The following is a 17,068-nucleotide window of genomic DNA, read 5'->3' as shown; positions in this document are numbered from 1 at the left end:
GCGCCGCCCGGGCGGCGCGGGGCCGGCACCACGTGCGGGCGCAGGCGCGCGGCGGGCACCGGCCCGGCCGGTGGGCGGGCGGGCGCGCCCGGCCGGGGCAGCGCCGCCAGGATCAGCCCGAGGAGCGTCACCGCGACGATCCCGTCGAGCCAGTAGTGGTTGCCGGTGCCGACCACCACCAGCAGGGTGACGACCGGGTGGGCCAGCCAGAGCCACCGCCACCGCCCGGCGGTTACCGCGACCAGCGCGACGGCGACGGCCACGGCCCAGCCGACGTGCAGGGAGGGCATCGCGGCGTACTGGTTGCTCAGCGTGTCGGTCTCGGGCGGGCCGTAGACGGCGGGGCCGTACCGGCTGCCGGTGTCCACCAGGCCGGTGAGCGCGGTCATCCGGGGCGGGGCGAGCGGGACGAGGACGTGCAGGGCCAGCGCCGCCCCGGTGAGCGCGGCGAGCGCCCGCCGCAGCCACCGGTAGTGCTCGCGATGGCGGAGGTAGAGCCAGACGAGGCAGAGCGCGGTGGCCGGGAAGTGCACGTACGCGTAGTAGCAGTTGGCCAGCCGGACCGGCAGCTCGTGGACGAGCAGCGGCGCCTGCACGGCGGCCTCGTTGGGCAGGTGGAGCAGCCGCTCCAGCCACCAGATCCGCTCCCCGTTCTCCCGCGCGGTGCCGGACCGCCCGGCCACCATCAGCCGACCGGTCTTGTACGCCAGGAAGAGCGCGGCGACGAGGGCCAGCTCGCGGACCGCGCGGCGCAGCGCCCCGGCCGGCCGCGCGTTGGCGGCCACCGGCGGGGGCGGCGCGGGCTGCGTGGTGTCCACAGCGCCTCGATTCGGTCACGGCCGGCGTACGCCGGCCCGGTGGGCACGGACCAGGGCCGCCGCCGGATCGGCGACGGCCCTGGGACGACGGGGCGTCAGCGGCGGGCGCGTTCGCCCGGGCCCGTGACGTCCACGGCCACCTCGTCGAAGGCGGGCGCCCCGTCGACCGCGTCGGCCGCGACGGCGACCGATCGGGCGGTGTCGGGCAGGTCCAGGCTGGACCGCAGGGTGACCGGCTTGAGCAGCAGCGCGGCCAGGATCCCGACGACCGCGATGGCGGCCGAGATCAGGAAGATGTGCCCGGTCGCGTCACCATACGCGGCCCGCACAATGTGCTGGACCGGCGCGGGCAGGGCGGCGAGGTTGAGCGTGCTGCTGCCGCCGCCGCCCGTGGTGGGGATCCCGGCCGCGGCCAGGTCGTGGTTGATCCGGTCGGTGACCTGGCGGGCCAGGACCGCGCCGAGCACCGACACGCCGATAGTGCCGCCGAGCGAGCGGAAGAACGCCACGCTCGAGCTGGCCGAGCCGATGTCCTTGAGCGCCACGGTGTTCTGCACCGCGAGCACCAGGTTCTGCATGGTCATGCCGACGCCCACGCCGACGATGAACATGGCGGCCCCGACCAGGACCAGCGAGGTCTCGTGGTCGATGGTGCCGAGCAGGGCGAAGCCGGCGACCAGGATGATCGACCCGGCGACGATGTACGGCTTGATCTTCCCGGAGGCGGTGATCAGCCGGCCGGCGACGATCGAGGAGAGCAGCACGCCGGCCATCATCGGGATGGTGAGCAGGCCCGCCTCGGTCGGGCTGTAGCCGCGGCCGATCTGGAAGTACTGGCCGAGGAAGACCGCGCCACCGAACATCGCCATGCCGACCGCGAGGCTGCCCAGGATGGCCAGCGCCGTGGTGCGCTCCCGGACGATCTCCAGCGGCACGACCGGCTCGGCGGCCCGCGACTCCACCAGGACGGCCAGGGCGAGCAGCAGCAGCGAGCCGCCGACCATCGCGCCGGTCTGCCAGGACAGCCAGGCGAACGAGTCGTCAACGAACGAGATCCAGATCAGCAGCAGGCTGACGCCGGCGGCGATCAGCGTGGCGCCCAGGTAGTCGATCTTCACGTTGTCCCGCCGCGCGGTGGGCAGGTGCAGGGTCATCTGGAGCAGGATCAGCGCGACGATCGCGACCGGCACCCCGACGAAGAAGCACCAGCGCCAGCCGAGCCAGGAGGTGTCCACGATGAGGCCGCCGAGCAGCGGGCCGCCGACCGTGGCGAGGGCCATCACGCCGCCGAGGTAGCCGTTGTAGCGACCGCGCTCCCGGGGCGGGATCATCGCCGCGATGGCCACCTGGACCAGGGCCTGGAGACCGCCGACGCCGATGCCCTGGAAGGCACGGGCGGCGATGAGCTGGCCGGCGGAGTGCGCGAAGCCGGCCGCGACCGAGCCGGCCAGGAAGACCACGATGGCGACCTGGATCAGCAGCTTCTTGTTGAACAGGTCGGCGAGCTTGCCCCAGATGGGAGTGGTCGCCGTGGCGGTGAGCAGGGTGGCGGTGACCACCCAGGTGTACTGGGTCTGCGAGCCGTTGAGGGCTCCGATGATCTTCGGTAGGGCGGTCGAGACGACCGTGCTGCTCAGCATGGCCACGAAGAGCACCAGCAACAGGCCGCTGAGGGCCTCCAGCGTCTGCCGCCGGTTCATGGGCTCGGCGTCGGCCGTCGCGGTGGGTGCGCTCATCGCGCGTCCTCCAGGTTGTCGTGTCGGGTGAGGGCGACCTCGAGGTCGCCGGTGAGGCGTCCGAGCGCGGCGGACAGGGCCGCCACCTCGCCGGGGGTCCAGTCGGCGAGCGCTCGGGAGAGCACCGCGCCGTACCACTCGTAGGCCTCGGTCAGGGCGGCCCGGCCGGCCGGGGTGACCGTCAGGTGACTGGCCCGCCGGTCCTCCGGGTCGGTGCGCCGGTCGACCAGGCCGTCGGCCACCAGGGCGGCGACCGCCCGGCTGACCGTCGAGGGGTCGAGCCGGCTCCGCTCCGCCAGGTCCCGGGCGTGGCAGCCGGTGGCCGCGCCCCGGTCGATGTGCCGGAGCAGGCCCACCAGGCCCGGCGGCACGGCCGGACGGTCGTGGACGCGCCGCTGCTTGAGCAGTCGCACGCCGGTCAGCAGGTCCTGCAACCGGGTGACGAGTTCTCGACTGGTCGCGTCCACCGTTCCCCTCCCCTGCCTTGGTTGCCTCAAGCAATCATTCGCGAATCTTGCGCAGTAGGCAAGTTTGCTCATTGAGAAACGGACCACGTACGCTGGGCAGCCATGGAGGAGGCCACCGGACTGCGCGAGCGGAAGAAGGCGGCGACCCGCCTCGCCCTGCACGAGGCGGCCCTGCGCCTCGCCGCCGAGCAGGGGCCGGACCGGGTCACCGTCGAGGCGATCGCCGACGCGGCCAACGTGTCCCGGCGCACCTTCTCCAACTACTTCTCCAGCAAGGAGGAGGCGCTCTTCCACGGCGACACCATGCGGCTGCGCCGGCTGCTGGAGCTGATCGCCGAGCAACCCGCCGACCTGCCGCCGTGGGCCGCGCTCAGTGCCGCCGCGCTGCACGAGGCGGACGAGATGTACGGCGACCTCGCCGGGTCGTGGCTCGACCGGCGCCGCCGGCTGCACGGCAACCCGGGCCTGGTGGCGCACCAGGTGGCCGCGTACACGGCGATCGAGCGGGAGCTGGCCGGGCAGATCGCCCGCCGGCTCGCCGGCCCCGACTCGGCGCTGCGCGCCCGGATCCTGGCCGCCACCTTCCTGGCCACCCTGCGGGTCGCCGTCCAGCAGTGGATCGAGCAGCCGGACCACCCGCTGGCCGACACGCTCCGCGCCGCGCTCGCCCACGCCGCCCCGGCGGCCGGCTGACCTGTCGGAGGGTGGGGCTAGCGTCCTGGGTGTGGTCACCGTCGACGAGGTCCGCGCCCTGGCCCGCACGCTGCCGCGCACCAGCGAGCACCTGATCCACGACCGGATCAAGTTCCGGGTCGGCGCGATCGTCTACGTCGCGTTCAGCCGCGACGAGCAGACCATGGGCTTCGGCTATCCGAAGGAGCAGCGCGACGGGCTGATCGCCGCCGAGCCGGCGCTGTTCTTCCTGCCCCGCCCCTCCGACCTGCGGTTCAACTGGGTCTGCTGCCACCTCGACCGGCTCGACCACGCCCAGATGACCGAGCTGGTGTGTGAGGCGTGGCGGATGGTGGTGCCGAAGTTCCTGGCCCGCCAGCGGCTGGGTGAGTGAGTTCCGGGCCTTCGGTGAGAGCGGTATCACGCCGTACGGTCCCGGCATGAGCGGCACCACGACATCCACGGCGGCCGTCCGGCTGTACCGGCCGGCCGATCACGACGCGGTCTACGACATCTGCGTCCGCACCGCCGACGCCGGCGGCGACGCCCGCGGGCGGTACGCCTCGGACGACCTGATGCCCGACCTCTTCGCCGGCCCCTACCTGCACCTCGAACCGGAGCTTGCGTTCGTCCTGGCCGACGCCGGCCGGGTGGTCGGCTACGTGGTGGGCACCGCCGACACCCCCGCCTTCGTCCGCGCCTACCGGCGGGTCTGGATCCCCCGGCTGGCGCACCGCTACCCCGCGCCGGCCGGTGAGCCGCGCACCCCGGACGAGGAGATGATCGCCCTGCATCATCATCCCGAGCGGATGCTCCTGCCGGAGCTGGCCGGCTACCCGGCCCACCTGCACATCGACCTGCTCCCCAGCCACCAGGGGCGCGGCCACGGCCGGCGGCTGCTGGAGACCTTCCTGGCCGCCGCCGCGCGGGCCGGCGCGCCCGCGCTGCATCTCGGCATGGTCACCGCCAACGTCCGCGCCCGCGGCTTCTACGACCGGCTGGGTTTCCACGTGATCCCGGTGCCCGATCCGGGCCCGCTCACCTACCTGGGCCGGTCCACGGCCTGACGACGCCGTCGCGGCGCGGCCGGGATGCCGGTCGATTCCGCCCCTCGGGCCGACCCGGCGCTGACAGACTCGGGCGGTGGGCCGCGACGGGTGGGGCAAGGGGCTGGGCCCTGCGATGCGGATCGCCCCGGCCGCCCGGGTGGACAAGTTCGAGATCTTCTTCGACCTCGTCTTCGTGGTGTCCTTCTTCATCATCACCCGGGCCACCGCCGCGAACGTGACCATGCGGGAACTGCTGCACGCCATGCTGGTCCTCGCCGTGCTCTGGTGGTGCTGGGTGGTGCACAGCGCCGTGGCCACCCGGCTCCGGCTCGGTGAGGGCTTCGTCCCGGTGCTCATGGTGATCGGCATGATCGCGTTGTTCACCTTCGCGCTGGCCCTGCCGCAGACCTTCGGCAGCCTCCAGCAGGGCAGCGCCGGGCCGATGCTGGTCACCATCAGCTACGTGGTGATCCGCGCCGTGCACCTGTCGCTGTTCGAGTACGCCACCCGGGGCGACCCGGCGGCCCGGCGCAAGGTCTGGCAGTTCGTCCCCGAAGTGCTGATCACCACCTGCCTGCTGCTGGTCGCGGCACTGCTCCCGGCGCGGGTCGCGGACCCCGACCTCGGGCTGTGGCTGCGCGACGGGCTCTGGATCGCCGTGGTGGTCATCCAGTACGCCAGCGGGTTCCTGGCCGGCACCGGGGGCTGGCAGATCACCTCCGCCGAGCACTGGACCGAGCGCTACGACCTGATCCTGATCATCGCGCTGGGCGAGTCGGTCATCTCGGTCGGCGTCGGCGGCAACCTGATCGGCAAGCCGGTCACCTGGCCGGCCATCCCGGCGGCGATCTTCGGCATCCTGTTCACCGCGGCGCTCTGGTGGGCGCACTTCGACGTGATCGGCCCGGCCGCCCGGATCGCGCTGCACGCCGCCGAGGGCCGCCCGCGCGTGGCGATGGCCCGCGACGCGTACGCCTACCTCTACCTGCCGATGATCGCCGGGGTGATCCTGTTCGCGATCGGCGCGGAGGAGCTGGTGCGGACGATCACCGACCCGGCCGGCGGGGTGGCCGAGCGGGTCCACGGACCGGCCGTGCCGCTGCTCTTCTCCGGCGTGCTGCTCTACCTCGCCGCGGACATGGCGTTCCAGCTCCGCACCCTGCGGACCGTGTCGTGGACCCGGGTCGCCGCCCTCGCCGCGCTCGGCGCCGGGCTGCCGGCCGGCCGGCACCTGCCCGCGCTCGGCGCGCTGGGCCTGCTCACCGCGATCTGCGTCGCGCTCGTCGCCGTCGAGGTGGTGATCATGGCGGAAGCGCGCACCGCCCTGCGCCGGGCGATCCACGAGGAGAAGGCCAGCCACGAGGCGGGCGAGGCGGCCTTCCGCGCCCGCTGGCACGAAGGCGGCCCGGACCGGCCCGCGGATTAGCCGCTCGCCCGTCCGACATCGTGGGACGGGCGACCCTTAGAGTCTCCGCGTGATCGAGATCGCCACCGAGGTCGACCTGTTCCACCCGCCGGCACGGATCTGGCGGGCCCTGACGGAACGGGCGCTGCTCGCCAAGTGGTTCGCCGGAAGCGAGTCGCTGGGGGACCGTACGCTGCTGCGCACCGCGGGGCTGCCCGGGTACGACGCCGACACCGAGGTGGAGGTGGTCGAGCTACGCGCGCCGGAGCGGCTGGTGCTGCGCTGCCGCGAGGCGGCCCGGAGCACCCGGCTGGCCTGCGACATCGTCCGCACGGGGCACGGTTCCCGGCTGTCCGTGCGGGAGGTGCTGGAGGAGGGCGACTGGGACGCCGACCGGCGCGCCGAGCAGCACCAGGGGGCGGTTACCGGACGGCTTCCGGCGATCCTCGACTGGCTGGCGTTCCAGGAGGTCGACCTGCGCCGGGCCGAGGGCGGGCTGACTGCCGAAATGCCGGTGGTCCGGCTGCTCGGCGACGTGCGCAGCCGGGCCGGCCGCCGGCGGGCGGTGCTGGCGGCCGCGGTGCTGGCGGTGCTCGGCCTGGCCGCCGGGGCTGCGGTCTGGGCCACCCGGCCCGAGCAGCCGGCACCGGCCGCCGCGCCGCCGTCGGCGACGCTGGTGGCGCCCTCCGCGAGCAGCGCAACGCCCAGGGCCACCCCGTCGCGGGCGACGCCGTCGGCCACCCGCCGCAGCGTGGCACCGGACCCGACCCCGTCGGCCTCCCCCACCCGTACGCCGAGCCGCAGCCCGTCGCCCGCCGCCCCGATGACCGCCACCTACGAGACGGTCTCCGACCGGGTCTTCGGCTACCGGGGCGAGGTGGTGGTGCGCAATCCGGGGACGGCGGCGCGGTCGGGCTGGACGGTGACCGTGACCCTCGGCGACGGCGCCACCGTCGGCAGCGTCAACGGGGCCGAGGCGAAGCAGGACGGGACGGTGGTCACCTTCACCGGCGCGGCGGTGCCACCGGGCGGGTCGACCACCATCCGGTTCGACGTCCGGGACCCCGACCTGACGGCCACCGGGCCGGAGGGCTGCACGGTAGACGGCGCGGCCTGCTCGCGCCTGTGAGCGGCGCGGGCCGGATCAGCAGAACCAGCCGTCCTGCACCCAGCCGTGCCGGTTGACGTGGCCGTAGGCGAAGCCGTACACGTAGCCGCCGCTGCGCGGCCCCTCGACCAGGAAGGTCTGACCACGGTAGAGCGTCCCCATCCACGCGCCGTTCGGGTCGGTCCGGACGAAGAGATCGGTGGCGCAGACGGTCTCCCGCTGCCCGATCGTGCCGTTGGCCGCGTGCGCGGCCGTCGGCAGGGCGGTCACCGCGAGCGCGGCGGCCAGGGCGGCGGCGGCGAGCCGGGTCGAATTCACCACGAGTCGTAGCCTCCGATGCACTCCAGCCGCAGATAGCCCCAGTCGTTGGGGCCGAAGTCGAAGGACGCCGCCCAGCCGTTGTAGACCGGGTGCACCCCCGGGGTGTGCCCGATCTTGTCGCCGTAGGTGAGGGTGCGCTTGAGCCCGTACGGGCCGCGGGCCGAGTCGTAGTTGTCGTAGAAGCTGGCGGTCTGGCAGACCACGACGGCGTGCCGCGGGACGACGGTCTCCGCCCGTGCCGCCGCGGCCGTCCAGGGTGTCAGGCAGACGCCGGCGACCGCCGCGGCCGTCAGCCGTGTCGTTCGACGCATCGGGGTGCCCCCTCTCTCTCCAGTGGCCCACACCCTAACCCGTGTGAGTGATGTTCATCTATAGGTCGAGCCGCCGGGAGGACGTGTCCTCCCGGCGGCCCGCTGACCGGTGGGTCAGTTCCGGTTGATGGTGAAGGTGGTGGTCGTGTTCCTGATGTCCTGGTAGTTGTCGGTCAGCCGGAGGTTGGTGAAGGTGGCGGAGCCGACCGCCGGGCCCTGCCCCGGCTCGGGCATCTCGTTGGCCCAGATGCCGAAGCCGGACTTGGCGTCGAAGGCGTCACCGCTGCGCCTCGCCCCGGAGATCGACACGTTGGTGAAGACCGTGTCGGTGATCGGGTTCTCCGGTTGGCCGCCGTTGTACTTGGTCTGGAACATGATCCCCGAGTACGTCGGGTCGACGATGTCCACGTCGGACACCCGGATGCCGCGGAACTCCTTGGAGGCCGAGAAGAGCCACATGGCCGGGAAGGTCTGCGCGCCCCAGAAGTGCCCGCCCGCCCGGATCAGCGAGACGTTCTGGAACTGGGTGGGCGGGCTGGCGCCGAACCCGACGAACGGGTAGCCGAAGTCCAGCGAGCTGATGGTGATGCCCGAGTACGTCAGCATGTCGGCGATGTAGAGGTTGCGGAAGATGTTGTCGTAGCCGCCGTACACGGCCACCCCGGCCGCCCGCCAGGTGAGCGTGGCGGTCAGGTTCTCGAACACGTTGCCGTGGTTGCCGCCCGAGCCGCCCTGGTCGGTCGCGGAGAACAGCGCGAAGGCGTCGTCGCCGTTGGAGCGGCCCTCCGAGTTGGTGACCAGGTTGTTCGTGCTGCCGTTGGTCATGTTCACCGCGTCGGCGAAGGTGTCCCGGAACCGGCTGTCCCGGATGGTCAGCCCGCTGACGCTCACGCCCCAGTACGCGCAGACTGTGTGCTCGACCCAGACGCTGTCCAGCGTCATGTTGTCGACGTCCTTCAGCTCGCCCCACACCTTGCCCGGACCGTCGATCCGGTTGGTGTAGTTGCCGAAGAACGCCAGGTGGGCGAAGGTCGACCCGCTCGCCGAGGACTCCACCCGGAAGCCGGCGTCGGTGTTCTGCTGGTTGGTCGGCGTCTGGAAGCGGGTGTACCACATGCCCGCGCCGACCACCTTGACCGGCTTGCCGTACACCTGGAACTTCTGCGCGGTGTCGTAGGTGCCCGGCGGCAGGTAGACACCGACCAGGTTGCCGGTGGTGTCCATCCGGACGGCGTCCAGCGCGTTCTGCACGTCGGCGTGGCTGAATCCGGTGGGCTCCCGGTAGCGGGCCGGGTCCGGGTTCGCCCGCGGCGACACCAGCTCGGTGTTGACGAAGTCGATCGCGTACGTGGTGCTGTTGGCCGGGTCCTTCTGGAGCCGGATGGTGGCGCCGGCCGGGACGGTGGAGTTCAGCATCACGTTGGCCTCGTCGTACAGGTGACGGGGTGCGCCGGCGCCCGGCGAGTCGCTCGGGCCCGCCTCGGCCCCGTAGAGCCAGATGTGCTTCGAGGTCAGGTTGATCGGCTTGTGCAGCACCCCGTTGACGTAGATGTTCAACGTCGCGTCGATCCCGCCGCCGCCCGGGGCGTCCGGGATGGAGAAGCGGGTGACCAGGGTGTTGGTGGCCGCCCGGGTGGTCCACTCGACGTAGGCGCCGGTGGTGTTCAGGGTGACCGCCCGGCGTCCGGACGCCTCGCCGGCCAGGTCGCCGATGGTCCGGTTCGGCCCGAGCACCTGCGCCCCGCCGCCGACCCGGCCCTCCTCGGCCTCGTACGTGTCGTACGGGACGTTCGCGCCCCGCCCGACGAACAGCGGCCGGTCGCTGGTGTTGTTCTGCTGCTTGACCGGCAGCTCGTTGGCGTCGGCGGCGAGCGCCACCCGCACCGTGTACTTCCCGTTCGCCGCCGTCCAGCTGCCCAGGTTGACCGGCGGGCTGGTCGCCCCGGCCGCGAGGGTGCCGCTGTACGAGCCGGTCAGGGTGCGTACCACCGCGCCGGTGTCGCCGAGCAGGGTGAGGGTGATGTTGTGCGCGCCGCCGGCCGAGGCGACCGTGCCCTGGTTGCGGATCGACACCGCGAAGCTGACCGTGGCGCCGGCGCTCGGCGTGCCGGGTGACCAGGTCACCGCCCCGGCGACCAGGTCGGAGCTGGGCACCGCGCTGACCGTCAGCGAGCCGGCGCGGCTGTTGTTCGACTCGTTCTGCTCGATGACCGTGTTGGCCTCGTCGACCGTGGCGGTCACCTCGTAGCTGCCGGCGTTGCGCGCGCCGATGTCGACGGCGACGGTCGCCGAGGCCCCGGCCGCGAGCGCGCCGACGGCCGCGGTGCCGACCTTCGTCGTACCCAGGTAGAAGGTGACCGCGGAGGCGGCGGCCGGCGCGGTGCCGGCGTTGCGCACGGTGGCGGAGAGGGTGACCGGGTCGGTCTCCACCGGCGCGGACGGCGCCGCGGACACGGCGGTGACGGTGAGATCCGGGTTCGGCGCCGGGGTGCCGATCACCTGGAACTCGGCGACCTGGCCGTTGGACGAGCCGGAGTTGGCGGTGAACTGCAGCCGCACGTCCGCGGCGGTGGCGCTCACCGGGATGGTCACCGTGTTGCTGCTGGTCGGGTTGAACGAGTACGTCGCCGAGCCGACCACCGTGGTGAACCCGGCGGCGGACTGCTCCCGGCCGAGCACCTGGAAGGTCTGCGTGCGCGGCCCCCAGACCGGGTCCGGGTTCAGCTTGATCACGACGGCGCTGATGCTGGCGTTGGCCCCCAGGGCGACGGTCAGCGTGCTCGGGTACGCCCCCGGCGCGCCCTCCCAGTAGGTCGTCACGTCGTTGTCGTTGGCGTTGACCGCGTTGAACACGTGCACCACCGAGGAGGCGGTGATCGGCTTGCCGACGGCCAGGTTGCTGCCGCCCGGGGTGCTGCCGGTCCGGGTGACCGTGTTCGAGGTCGCCGAGACGTTCCCGGCCGCGTCGCGGGCGCGGACGAACCAGGAGACGGTGGCGGTGTCCGGCTGGGTGTCGGTGTAGGTGAGGGTGGTGCCGTTGACGCTGCCGCGCAGGGCGTTGTTGGCGTAGACGTCGTAGCCGGTGACGCCGACGTTGTCGGTGGACGCCGTCCAGGTCAGCCGGACCTGCCCGGCCGCCGGCTGGGTGTACGCGAGGTTGCCGGGCGCGGTCGGCGCGGTGGTGTCCCCGGTGTTGCCGGTGCGGGTGACGGTGTTGCTGTTGGCCGACTGGTTGCCGGCCGCGTCGCGGGCCCGGACGTAGTAGGAGACCGTCGAGCCGGCCGGCTGGGTGTCGGTGTACGTGAGGGTCGACGCGCCGACGCTGGTGCGGAGCGTGCCGTTGGCGTAGATGTCGTAGCCGGTGACGCCGACGTTGTCGGTGGACGCCGTCCAGGTCAGCCGGACCTGGTCGGCGGCGGGCTCGGTGAGGGTGAGGTTGCCGGGCGCGCTGGGGGGCTGGGTGTCGCCGGTGGCCGGGCCGTAGACCTCCAGCTCGGCGAGCTGGCCGGCGGGCCAGCCGGTGTTGGCGGTGACCAGCAGCCGCACGTAGCGGGTGGTGGCGGTGCCGAAGGTGACGGTGATCGTGTTGCCGCTGGTGGGGTTGAAGGCGTAGCCGGCGGAGGCGACGAGCGTGCCGAAGGTGGACCCGTCGGTGCTGCCCTGCACGGTGAACGTCTGGGTGCGCGCCGGCCAGCCGGTCGGAAGCTTGAGCACCACCTTGTTGACCGCCACGGCGGCGCCGAGGTCGACCCGGATCCACTGCGGGAACGCGTTGTTGGCGCTCTCCCAGTAGGTGGCCGGGTTGCCGTCGTTGGCGTTGCCCGCGCCGTAGACGTCGGAGTGGCTGCTCTCCGCCATGGTCCGGCCCAGGGCCAGGTTGGCCGACGAGTTCGCCGCCCCGTACACCTCCAGTTCGGCGAGCTGTGCGGCGGCCCAGCCGGTGTTGGCGGTGACCGTGATCCGGACGTGGCGGGTGCTGGTGGCCGGGAAGCTCAGCGTGACCGTGTTGCCGTTGGCCGGGCTGAAGGCGCGCCCGGTCGAGGCGACCAGGGTGCTGAAGCTGGCGCCGTCGGTGCTGCCCTGCACCGACAGGGTCTCGGTGCGGGACTCCCAGCCGGTGGGGAGCTTCAGCACCACCTGGTCGACCGACTGGGCGGAGCCGAGGTCGACCTGGGCCCACTGGGGGAACGTGCCGGTGCTCTCCCAGTAGCTGCCGGCGTTGCCGTCGGTGAGGTTGCCGGCCGCGTACGGGCCGTTGACGCTGCTGGCCGTGGCGGTGCGGCCGAGGGCGAGGTTCGGGCCGCCGGCCGCGGCGGCCGGGGACGGGGGCGGGGCCGTGACGGCCAGCGCGACCGCGGCGAGCACCGCGACCAGCCGGGTACGGAATCTGGACATGGTGGAGGGACACCTTCTTCCGGGGACGTGGAGAGGTGGGTGTGGTGGGGGGTGGACGGGGTCCCCGCCGCGCCGCGGGGACCCCGGGGCGGTCAGGTGGCGTACACCTCGAACTCGCCGAGCTGGCCGGCGGGCCAGCCGGTGTTGCCGGTGAAGGTCAGCCGCAGGTGCCGGCGCCCGGCGGACGGGAAGGTGATGGTGGCGGTGTTGCCGGTGGCCGGGTCGAAGGTGTAGCCGGCCGACGCCTTCACCGTGGTCCAGGTCGACCCGTCGGTGGAGCCGAGAACCGACAGCGTCTGGGTGCGGGCCTGCCAGGCCGACGAGGGTGGCAGCTTCAGCACCACCCGGGACACCGGGTACGTCGCGCCGAGGTCGACGGTGAGCGACTGCGGGAAGGCGTTGTTGGCGCTCTCCCAGTAGGTGCCGGCGTTGCCGTCGACCGTGTTGGCCGCGCCGTACACGTCGGCGTGGCTGGTCTCGGTGACCGGCCGGCCGGCGGCCAGGTTGCCGGTCGGCGGCGGCGGGGTGGTGGTCGGGGGCGGCGTGGTGGTCGGCGGCGGGGTGGTGCTGGTGCCGCCGTACACCTCGAACTCGGCGGCCTGCCCGGCCGGCCAGCCGGTGTTGCCGGTGACGCTGAGCCGCAGGTGTCGCCGCTCCCCCGCGGGCAGGGGGATCGACACGGTGTTGCCGGTGGCCGGGTCGAAGGTGTAGCCGGCCGACGCCTTCAGCGTGGTCCAGGTCGACCCGTCGGTGGAGCCGAGCACCGACAGCGTCTGGGTACGCCGCTCCCAGCCCGCCGGCAGCTTGACCACCACGCGGTCGACGGTGCGCGCCGCACCGAGGTCCACGGTCAGCGTCTGCGGGAACGCGTTGTTGGCGCTCTCCCAGTAGGTCGCGGCGTTGCCGTCCACCGCGTTCGCCGCCGCGTACGTCTGGGTGCTGCTCGACGCGGTGGCCGGCCGGCCGAGGGCGAGGTTGCCGCCGGACGGCGGTGGGGTGGTCGGGGTCGGGCTCGGCGTGGGGCTGGTCGGGGTCGGGGTGGGCGGGGTGGACGGGCCGTTGCCCCACTGCGGCTCGGGCCACGGCCCGCAGTACGGGCTCGCCGAGTACCAGCCGGAGTTGCCGGCGCCCTGGGTGATCTGGAAGCCGCTGCCGACGCAGTTGTACATCGGGTTGGCCTGGGCGATGCCGGTGGCCCGGACGTTGGTGAAGCTGACCTGGCTGGGCGCCTGCACCTGGAGCGCGAAGGTCCCCGCGCCGTCGATGCGCACGTTGTTCAGGTTGATCCCGCTGGTCTGCCCCTCGATCCAGTGCAGCGCGGCGTAGGAGCTGTCCAGGATGTCGGTGTCGGTGACGTTGATGGTGGCGCCCTGGATCGGCTCGTTGAGCGCCGAGAACCAGATTGCGCCGACACCGAAGCGCCAGTTGTAGTCGGAGTTGCCGTTACGGATCAGGGTGTTGCGGGCGACGGTGATCGTGCCGGCGACCGCGGTCGGGCCGTTCACGCCGGGATAGCGGTTCGCCACGTGGATGCCGCCGCCGTTGGTGACGGAGTCGGCGGTGACGTTGTCGGTGATCCGGATGTCCCGGCCGCCGTAGGTGACCAGGTTGTTGGCCAGGATGGTGACGCCGACGGTGTTGAAGGTGAAGGCGTTGTTGACGTTCGGCACGTTCTGCGCCCACATGGCCAGGCCGTCGTCGCCGGTGTTGCGGACGAAGGTGTTGGTCACCGTGGAGTTGGTGACGCCCCAGTGGAAGTTGACCCCGTCGGCGGTCTGGTCGAGGATCCGGCTGTTGCGGATGGTGAAGTTGTCCATCGGGCCGTCCATCCAGGCGCCGACCTTGGTGTGCTGCAACCAGAGGTTGTCCACCACCGAGTTCGACATCGCCCCGCCCAGGGCGTTGACCTGGTCCTCGTCCACCCGCTCGCGGATGTCGCCGATGATGGCGAAGTCCCGCAGGGTGACGTTGCGGCTGGGCCCGCCGGCCTCGTGCGGCCGGATCTCGCCGCCGTAGCCGCCGCCGGGCACGTACTTGCCGTAGATGCCGGCGGCCCGCTTGCGGTCGGTGGGGTGCCGGCCGCCGAGCACCGAGTACCAGGGCCCGGCCCCGCGCAGGGTCACCCCGTCGACCACCACGTGGTCCCAGAGGGTGAAGGTGCCGGCGGGGATCCAGACGGTCCTGCCCTGCGCCTTGCCGGCATCCACGGCGGCCTGGAACTTCGCGGTCGAGTCGGTCGCGCCGGTCGGGTCCGCGCCGAAGTCGGTGACCACGTCGAGCACACCGGTGGGCTTGGCGATCTGCCCGCCGACCAGCTCGAAGTCGGCCAGGTCGATGGTGAAGGTGGGCGACTGCGCGGTCGAGGAGACCTGGAGGCGGATCTTCGTGCCGGCCGGGTAGGTGGTGCCGAACAGGGCGCGGGTCTCGTCGTAGAAGTGGTGCGGGTTGGTGTCGCCGGGGTTGTTGTTGAACGGGTAACCGCCGTAGTACCAGCCGTACCGGGAGGTGACCGGAACCGCCTTGACCAGGGCGCCGCCGGCGCGCAGGTCGATGCTGGCGTCCCGGCCGGTGCCGGCCGGGCTGTCCGGCAGGCTGTACCGGAAGGTGATCGCGTTGGCCGGGGCGGTGAGGGTGAACTCGACGTACTCGCCGACGGCGTCGAGGGTGACCGCCTCCCGGCCGGACGCCTCGGACGGGAGGGTGCCGTAGCGCCGGTCGGGGCCGATCCGGGTGCCGGTGTGGACGGCCTGCTCCGCCTCCTGTTCGAGGAAGGGCACGGTGGCGCCGCGACCGGCGATGTCGAACGGGGACAGCCCGGCGGCGCGGGCCGGGGTGGCGGTGGTGGTGAGCGCCACGACCGTGAGGGACGTGGCGGCCAGCGCGGCGCCGGCGAGGACGGCCAGCCCCGCGCGGAGCCGGCTGCGGCGCGGGTGGTGCGGGGTGGTGTGATCGGCCATGAGGGTGCGCTCCCTTTCGTCGGATGGCCAGGTCCCCCGTGCGGTGCGGTGGTTCCTCCCCTCCTTCCTGTTCAGGTGGCGCGGCGGGCGGCGTCGGCGGCCGGGACGGGCCGCCGACGCCGGGGACGGGTCAGCCGGTTCGCAGCCAGACCGCGGTGTCCGGCGGCAGCCGGTCGTCGTCGAGCGGTCCGCTGGCCAGCAGCAGCCGCTCGTGCCCGGGCAGCGGCACGGCCGCGGCGGAGAGGTTGACCAGGCAGGTGAAGCCGGGCTCGCGGGCGAAGGCGAGCACCCGGTCGGGGGCGGGCAGCCAGGTGAGCCCGCCGTCGCCGAGCGCCGCCTCGGACCGTCGGATCGCGATGGCCGTCCGGTAGAGCTCCAGCATCGAGTGCGGGTCGCCGGTCTGGGCGCGGACGGTGCGGTCCTTCCAGTCGGCCGGCTGGGGCAGCCAGGGCGCGGCCGCCGCGCCGTCGGGGCTGAAGCCGAACGGCGGGTCGTCACCGGCCCAGGGCAGCGGCACCCGGCAGCCGTCCCGGCCGGGGTCGACCCGGCCGGAGCGTTCCCACATCGGGTCCTGGCGCAGCTCGTACGGGATGTCCTCGACCTCCCAGAGCCCCAGCTCCTCCCCCTGGTAGACGTACGCGGCGCCGGGCAGCGCCAGGGAGAGCAGCGCGGCGGCCCGGGCCCGGCGGGTGCCCAGCTCCAGGTCGGTGGGGATGCCCTCACGCTTGGCCGCGAAGCTGAACCGGGTGTCCGCCCGGCCGTAGCGGGTGACGTGCCGGGTGACGTCGTGGTTGGAGAGCACCCAGGTGGCCGGCGCGCCGACCGGCGCGTGCGCGCTGAGCGTCCCGTCGATGCTCTCGCGCAGCGCGGAGGCGTCCCAGGCGCAGCCGAGGAAGTCGAAGTTGAAGGCCGCGTGCAGCTCGTCCGGGCGCAGGTAGTTGGCGAACCGCTGCCGGTCCGGCAGCCACACCTCGCCGATCAGCGCGCGGTCGCCGGGGTACGAGTCGGCGACCCGCCGCCAGCCGCGGTAGATCTCGTGCACCCCGTCGAGGTCGCGGAACGGATGCGGCCGGTCCGGCCGGGTCTCGGGCAGCGTCCCGTCCTTGACCAGCAGCCCGGCCGAGTCGATCCGGATGCCGTCCACCCCGCGGTCGAACCAGAACCGCAGGATGTCCTCGAATTCGGCGCGCACCCGGGGGTGGTCCCAGTTGAAGTCGGGCTGCTCGGGGGCGAACAGGTGCAGGTACCAGTCGCCGGGGGTGCCGTCCGGGTTGACGGTCCGGGTCCAGGTCGGTCCGCCGAACTCGCCGACCCAGTCGGTGGGCCGCTGGTCGCCGTTCGGGCCGCGACCGGGGCGGAACCAGAACAGCTCGCGCTCGGGCGCGTCCGGTCCGCCGGCGAGCGCGGCCTGGAACCAGGGGTGCGCGTCGGAGCAGTGGTTGGGCACCACGTCGACGATGGTCCGGATGCCGAGCGCGTGCGCCTCCCTGATCAGCGCCTCCGCCTCGGCGAGGGTGCCGAAGACCGGGTCGATGTCGCGGTAGTCGGCCACGTCGTAGCCGGCGTCGGCCATCGGGGAGGGGTACCAGGGGCTGAACCAGATCGCGTCGATGCCGAGCTCGGACAGGTAGTGGAGCCGGGACCGGATGCCGGCGATGTCGCCGATGCCGTCGCCACCGCCGTCGGCGAAGCTCCGCGGATACACCTGGTAGATCACCGCTCCACGCCACCACGGACCTTTGTCTGCTGTGGACACGAGCACCTGCTTTCTGCGTCGGTACGTCGGCATGTGCGCCGGACCCTGGATGTGTGTCTGGCGAGCGGTCGTC

12 protein-coding genes and 1 pseudogene are annotated in these 17,068 nt (G+C 73.0%); 5 read left to right on the top strand and 8 right to left on the bottom strand.

Features of this window, described 5'->3' with window-relative positions; all coding sequences use genetic code 11:
• Window positions 1–164 precede the first annotated feature (164 nt).
• From AB0F68_RS14480 to AB0F68_RS14470, 3 genes and pseudogenes are all read right to left on the bottom strand, one after another.
• Window positions 165–686, bottom strand: a pseudogene (locus AB0F68_RS14480) (phosphatase PAP2 family protein); the annotation flags it as partial.
• A 227-nt stretch (window positions 687–913) separates the two neighbouring features.
• Entirely contained in the window at window positions 914–2,554 is a 1,641-nt protein-coding gene (locus AB0F68_RS14475) for an MDR family MFS transporter (protein WP_357336939.1), read from the bottom strand.
• Window positions 2,551–3,021 carry a MarR family transcriptional regulator gene (locus tag AB0F68_RS14470; protein ID WP_357336937.1) on the bottom strand — a complete coding sequence of 157 codons (471 nt, stop codon included), beginning with the start codon at window positions 3,019–3,021 and terminating at the stop codon, window positions 2,551–2,553. Before AB0F68_RS14470 ends, AB0F68_RS14475 begins: the two co-directional genes overlap by 4 nt.
• 102 nt (window positions 3,022–3,123) lie before the next feature.
• Here AB0F68_RS14470 and AB0F68_RS14465 point away from each other — a divergent pair, with 102 nt between their 5' ends.
• The 5 genes from AB0F68_RS14465 to AB0F68_RS14445 all read left to right on the top strand — a co-directional run bounded on the left by AB0F68_RS14465 (window position 3,124) and on the right by AB0F68_RS14445 (window position 7,276).
• Entirely contained in the window at window positions 3,124–3,714 is a 591-nt protein-coding gene (locus tag AB0F68_RS14465; RefSeq protein WP_357336935.1) for a TetR family transcriptional regulator, read from the top strand.
• A gap of 31 nt (window positions 3,715–3,745) precedes the next feature.
• The gene (locus AB0F68_RS14460; protein WP_357336932.1) at window positions 3,746–4,087 is read left to right on the top strand and encodes an MmcQ/YjbR family DNA-binding protein; all 342 of its coding nucleotides are present in this window, start codon (window positions 3,746–3,748) and stop codon (window positions 4,085–4,087) included.
• Between the two features lie 46 nt (window positions 4,088–4,133).
• Entirely contained in the window at window positions 4,134–4,760 is a 627-nt protein-coding gene (locus tag AB0F68_RS14455; protein WP_357336930.1) for a GNAT family N-acetyltransferase, read from the top strand.
• Between the two features lie 76 nt (window positions 4,761–4,836).
• On the top strand, window positions 4,837–6,168 hold the full coding sequence (locus AB0F68_RS14450) for a low temperature requirement protein A (RefSeq protein WP_357336928.1): 1,332 nt from the start codon (window positions 4,837–4,839) through the stop codon (window positions 6,166–6,168).
• Between the two features lie 49 nt (window positions 6,169–6,217).
• Window positions 6,218–7,276, top strand: coding sequence for a cellulose binding domain-containing protein (locus tag AB0F68_RS14445; RefSeq protein ID WP_357336926.1), 1,059 nt, complete (start codon window positions 6,218–6,220; stop codon window positions 7,274–7,276).
• A 15-nt stretch (window positions 7,277–7,291) separates the two neighbouring features.
• Here AB0F68_RS14445 and AB0F68_RS14440 read toward each other — a convergent pair whose 3' ends face one another.
• The 5 genes from AB0F68_RS14440 to AB0F68_RS14420 all read right to left on the bottom strand — a co-directional run bounded on the left by AB0F68_RS14440 (window position 7,292) and on the right by AB0F68_RS14420 (window position 17,028).
• Window positions 7,292–7,576: a hypothetical protein gene (locus tag AB0F68_RS14440; RefSeq protein WP_357336923.1), complete on the bottom strand. Its 285-nt coding sequence runs from the start codon at window positions 7,574–7,576 to the stop codon at window positions 7,292–7,294.
• The gene (locus tag AB0F68_RS14435; protein ID WP_357336921.1) at window positions 7,570–7,887 is read right to left on the bottom strand and encodes a hypothetical protein; all 318 of its coding nucleotides are present in this window, start codon (window positions 7,885–7,887) and stop codon (window positions 7,570–7,572) included. The genes AB0F68_RS14440 and AB0F68_RS14435 overlap by 7 nt, the downstream gene beginning before the upstream one ends.
• A 114-nt stretch (window positions 7,888–8,001) precedes the next feature.
• On the bottom strand, window positions 8,002–12,282 hold the full coding sequence (locus AB0F68_RS14430; RefSeq protein ID WP_357336918.1) for a discoidin domain-containing protein: 4,281 nt from the start codon (window positions 12,280–12,282) through the stop codon (window positions 8,002–8,004).
• A gap of 92 nt (window positions 12,283–12,374) precedes the next feature.
• Complete coding sequence (locus tag AB0F68_RS14425) at window positions 12,375–15,239, bottom strand: discoidin domain-containing protein (protein ID WP_357336916.1); 2,865 nt, start codon at window positions 15,237–15,239, stop codon at window positions 12,375–12,377.
• Between the two features lie 130 nt (window positions 15,240–15,369).
• Window positions 15,370–17,028, bottom strand: a complete 1,659-nt coding sequence (locus AB0F68_RS14420; protein ID WP_357336911.1) for a glycoside hydrolase family 13 protein — start codon at window positions 17,026–17,028, stop codon at window positions 15,370–15,372.
• Between the last annotated feature and the right edge of the window lie 40 nt (window positions 17,029–17,068).

Origin of the sequence: Micromonospora sp. NPDC023966 (assembly GCF_040639095.1) — a bacterium.
In the GTDB taxonomy this organism is placed as follows: Bacteria; Actinomycetota; Actinomycetes; order Mycobacteriales; family Micromonosporaceae; genus Micromonospora.
This window is presented reverse-complemented; position numbering and strand designations above follow the sequence as displayed.

Excerpts from the sequence above, each read along its gene's own strand:
- AB0F68_RS14435 (WP_357336921.1), bottom strand. The coding sequence starts at position 7,887 with ATGCGTCGAACGACACGGCTGACGGCCGCGGCGGTCGCCGGCGTCTGC.
- AB0F68_RS14420 (WP_357336911.1), bottom strand. The coding sequence starts at position 17,028 with ATGCCGACGTACCGACGCAGAAAGCAGGTGCTCGTGTCCACAGCAGAC.
- AB0F68_RS14430 (WP_357336918.1), bottom strand. The coding sequence starts at position 12,282 with ATGTCCAGATTCCGTACCCGGCTGGTCGCGGTGCTCGCCGCGGTCGCG.
- AB0F68_RS14475 (WP_357336939.1), bottom strand. The coding sequence starts at position 2,554 with ATGAGCGCACCCACCGCGACGGCCGACGCCGAGCCCATGAACCGGCGG.
- AB0F68_RS14425 (WP_357336916.1), bottom strand. The coding sequence starts at position 15,239 with ATGGCCGATCACACCACCCCGCACCACCCGCGCCGCAGCCGGCTCCGC.
- AB0F68_RS14465 (WP_357336935.1), top strand. The coding sequence starts at position 3,124 with ATGGAGGAGGCCACCGGACTGCGCGAGCGGAAGAAGGCGGCGACCCGC.
- AB0F68_RS14455 (WP_357336930.1), top strand. The coding sequence starts at position 4,134 with ATGAGCGGCACCACGACATCCACGGCGGCCGTCCGGCTGTACCGGCCG.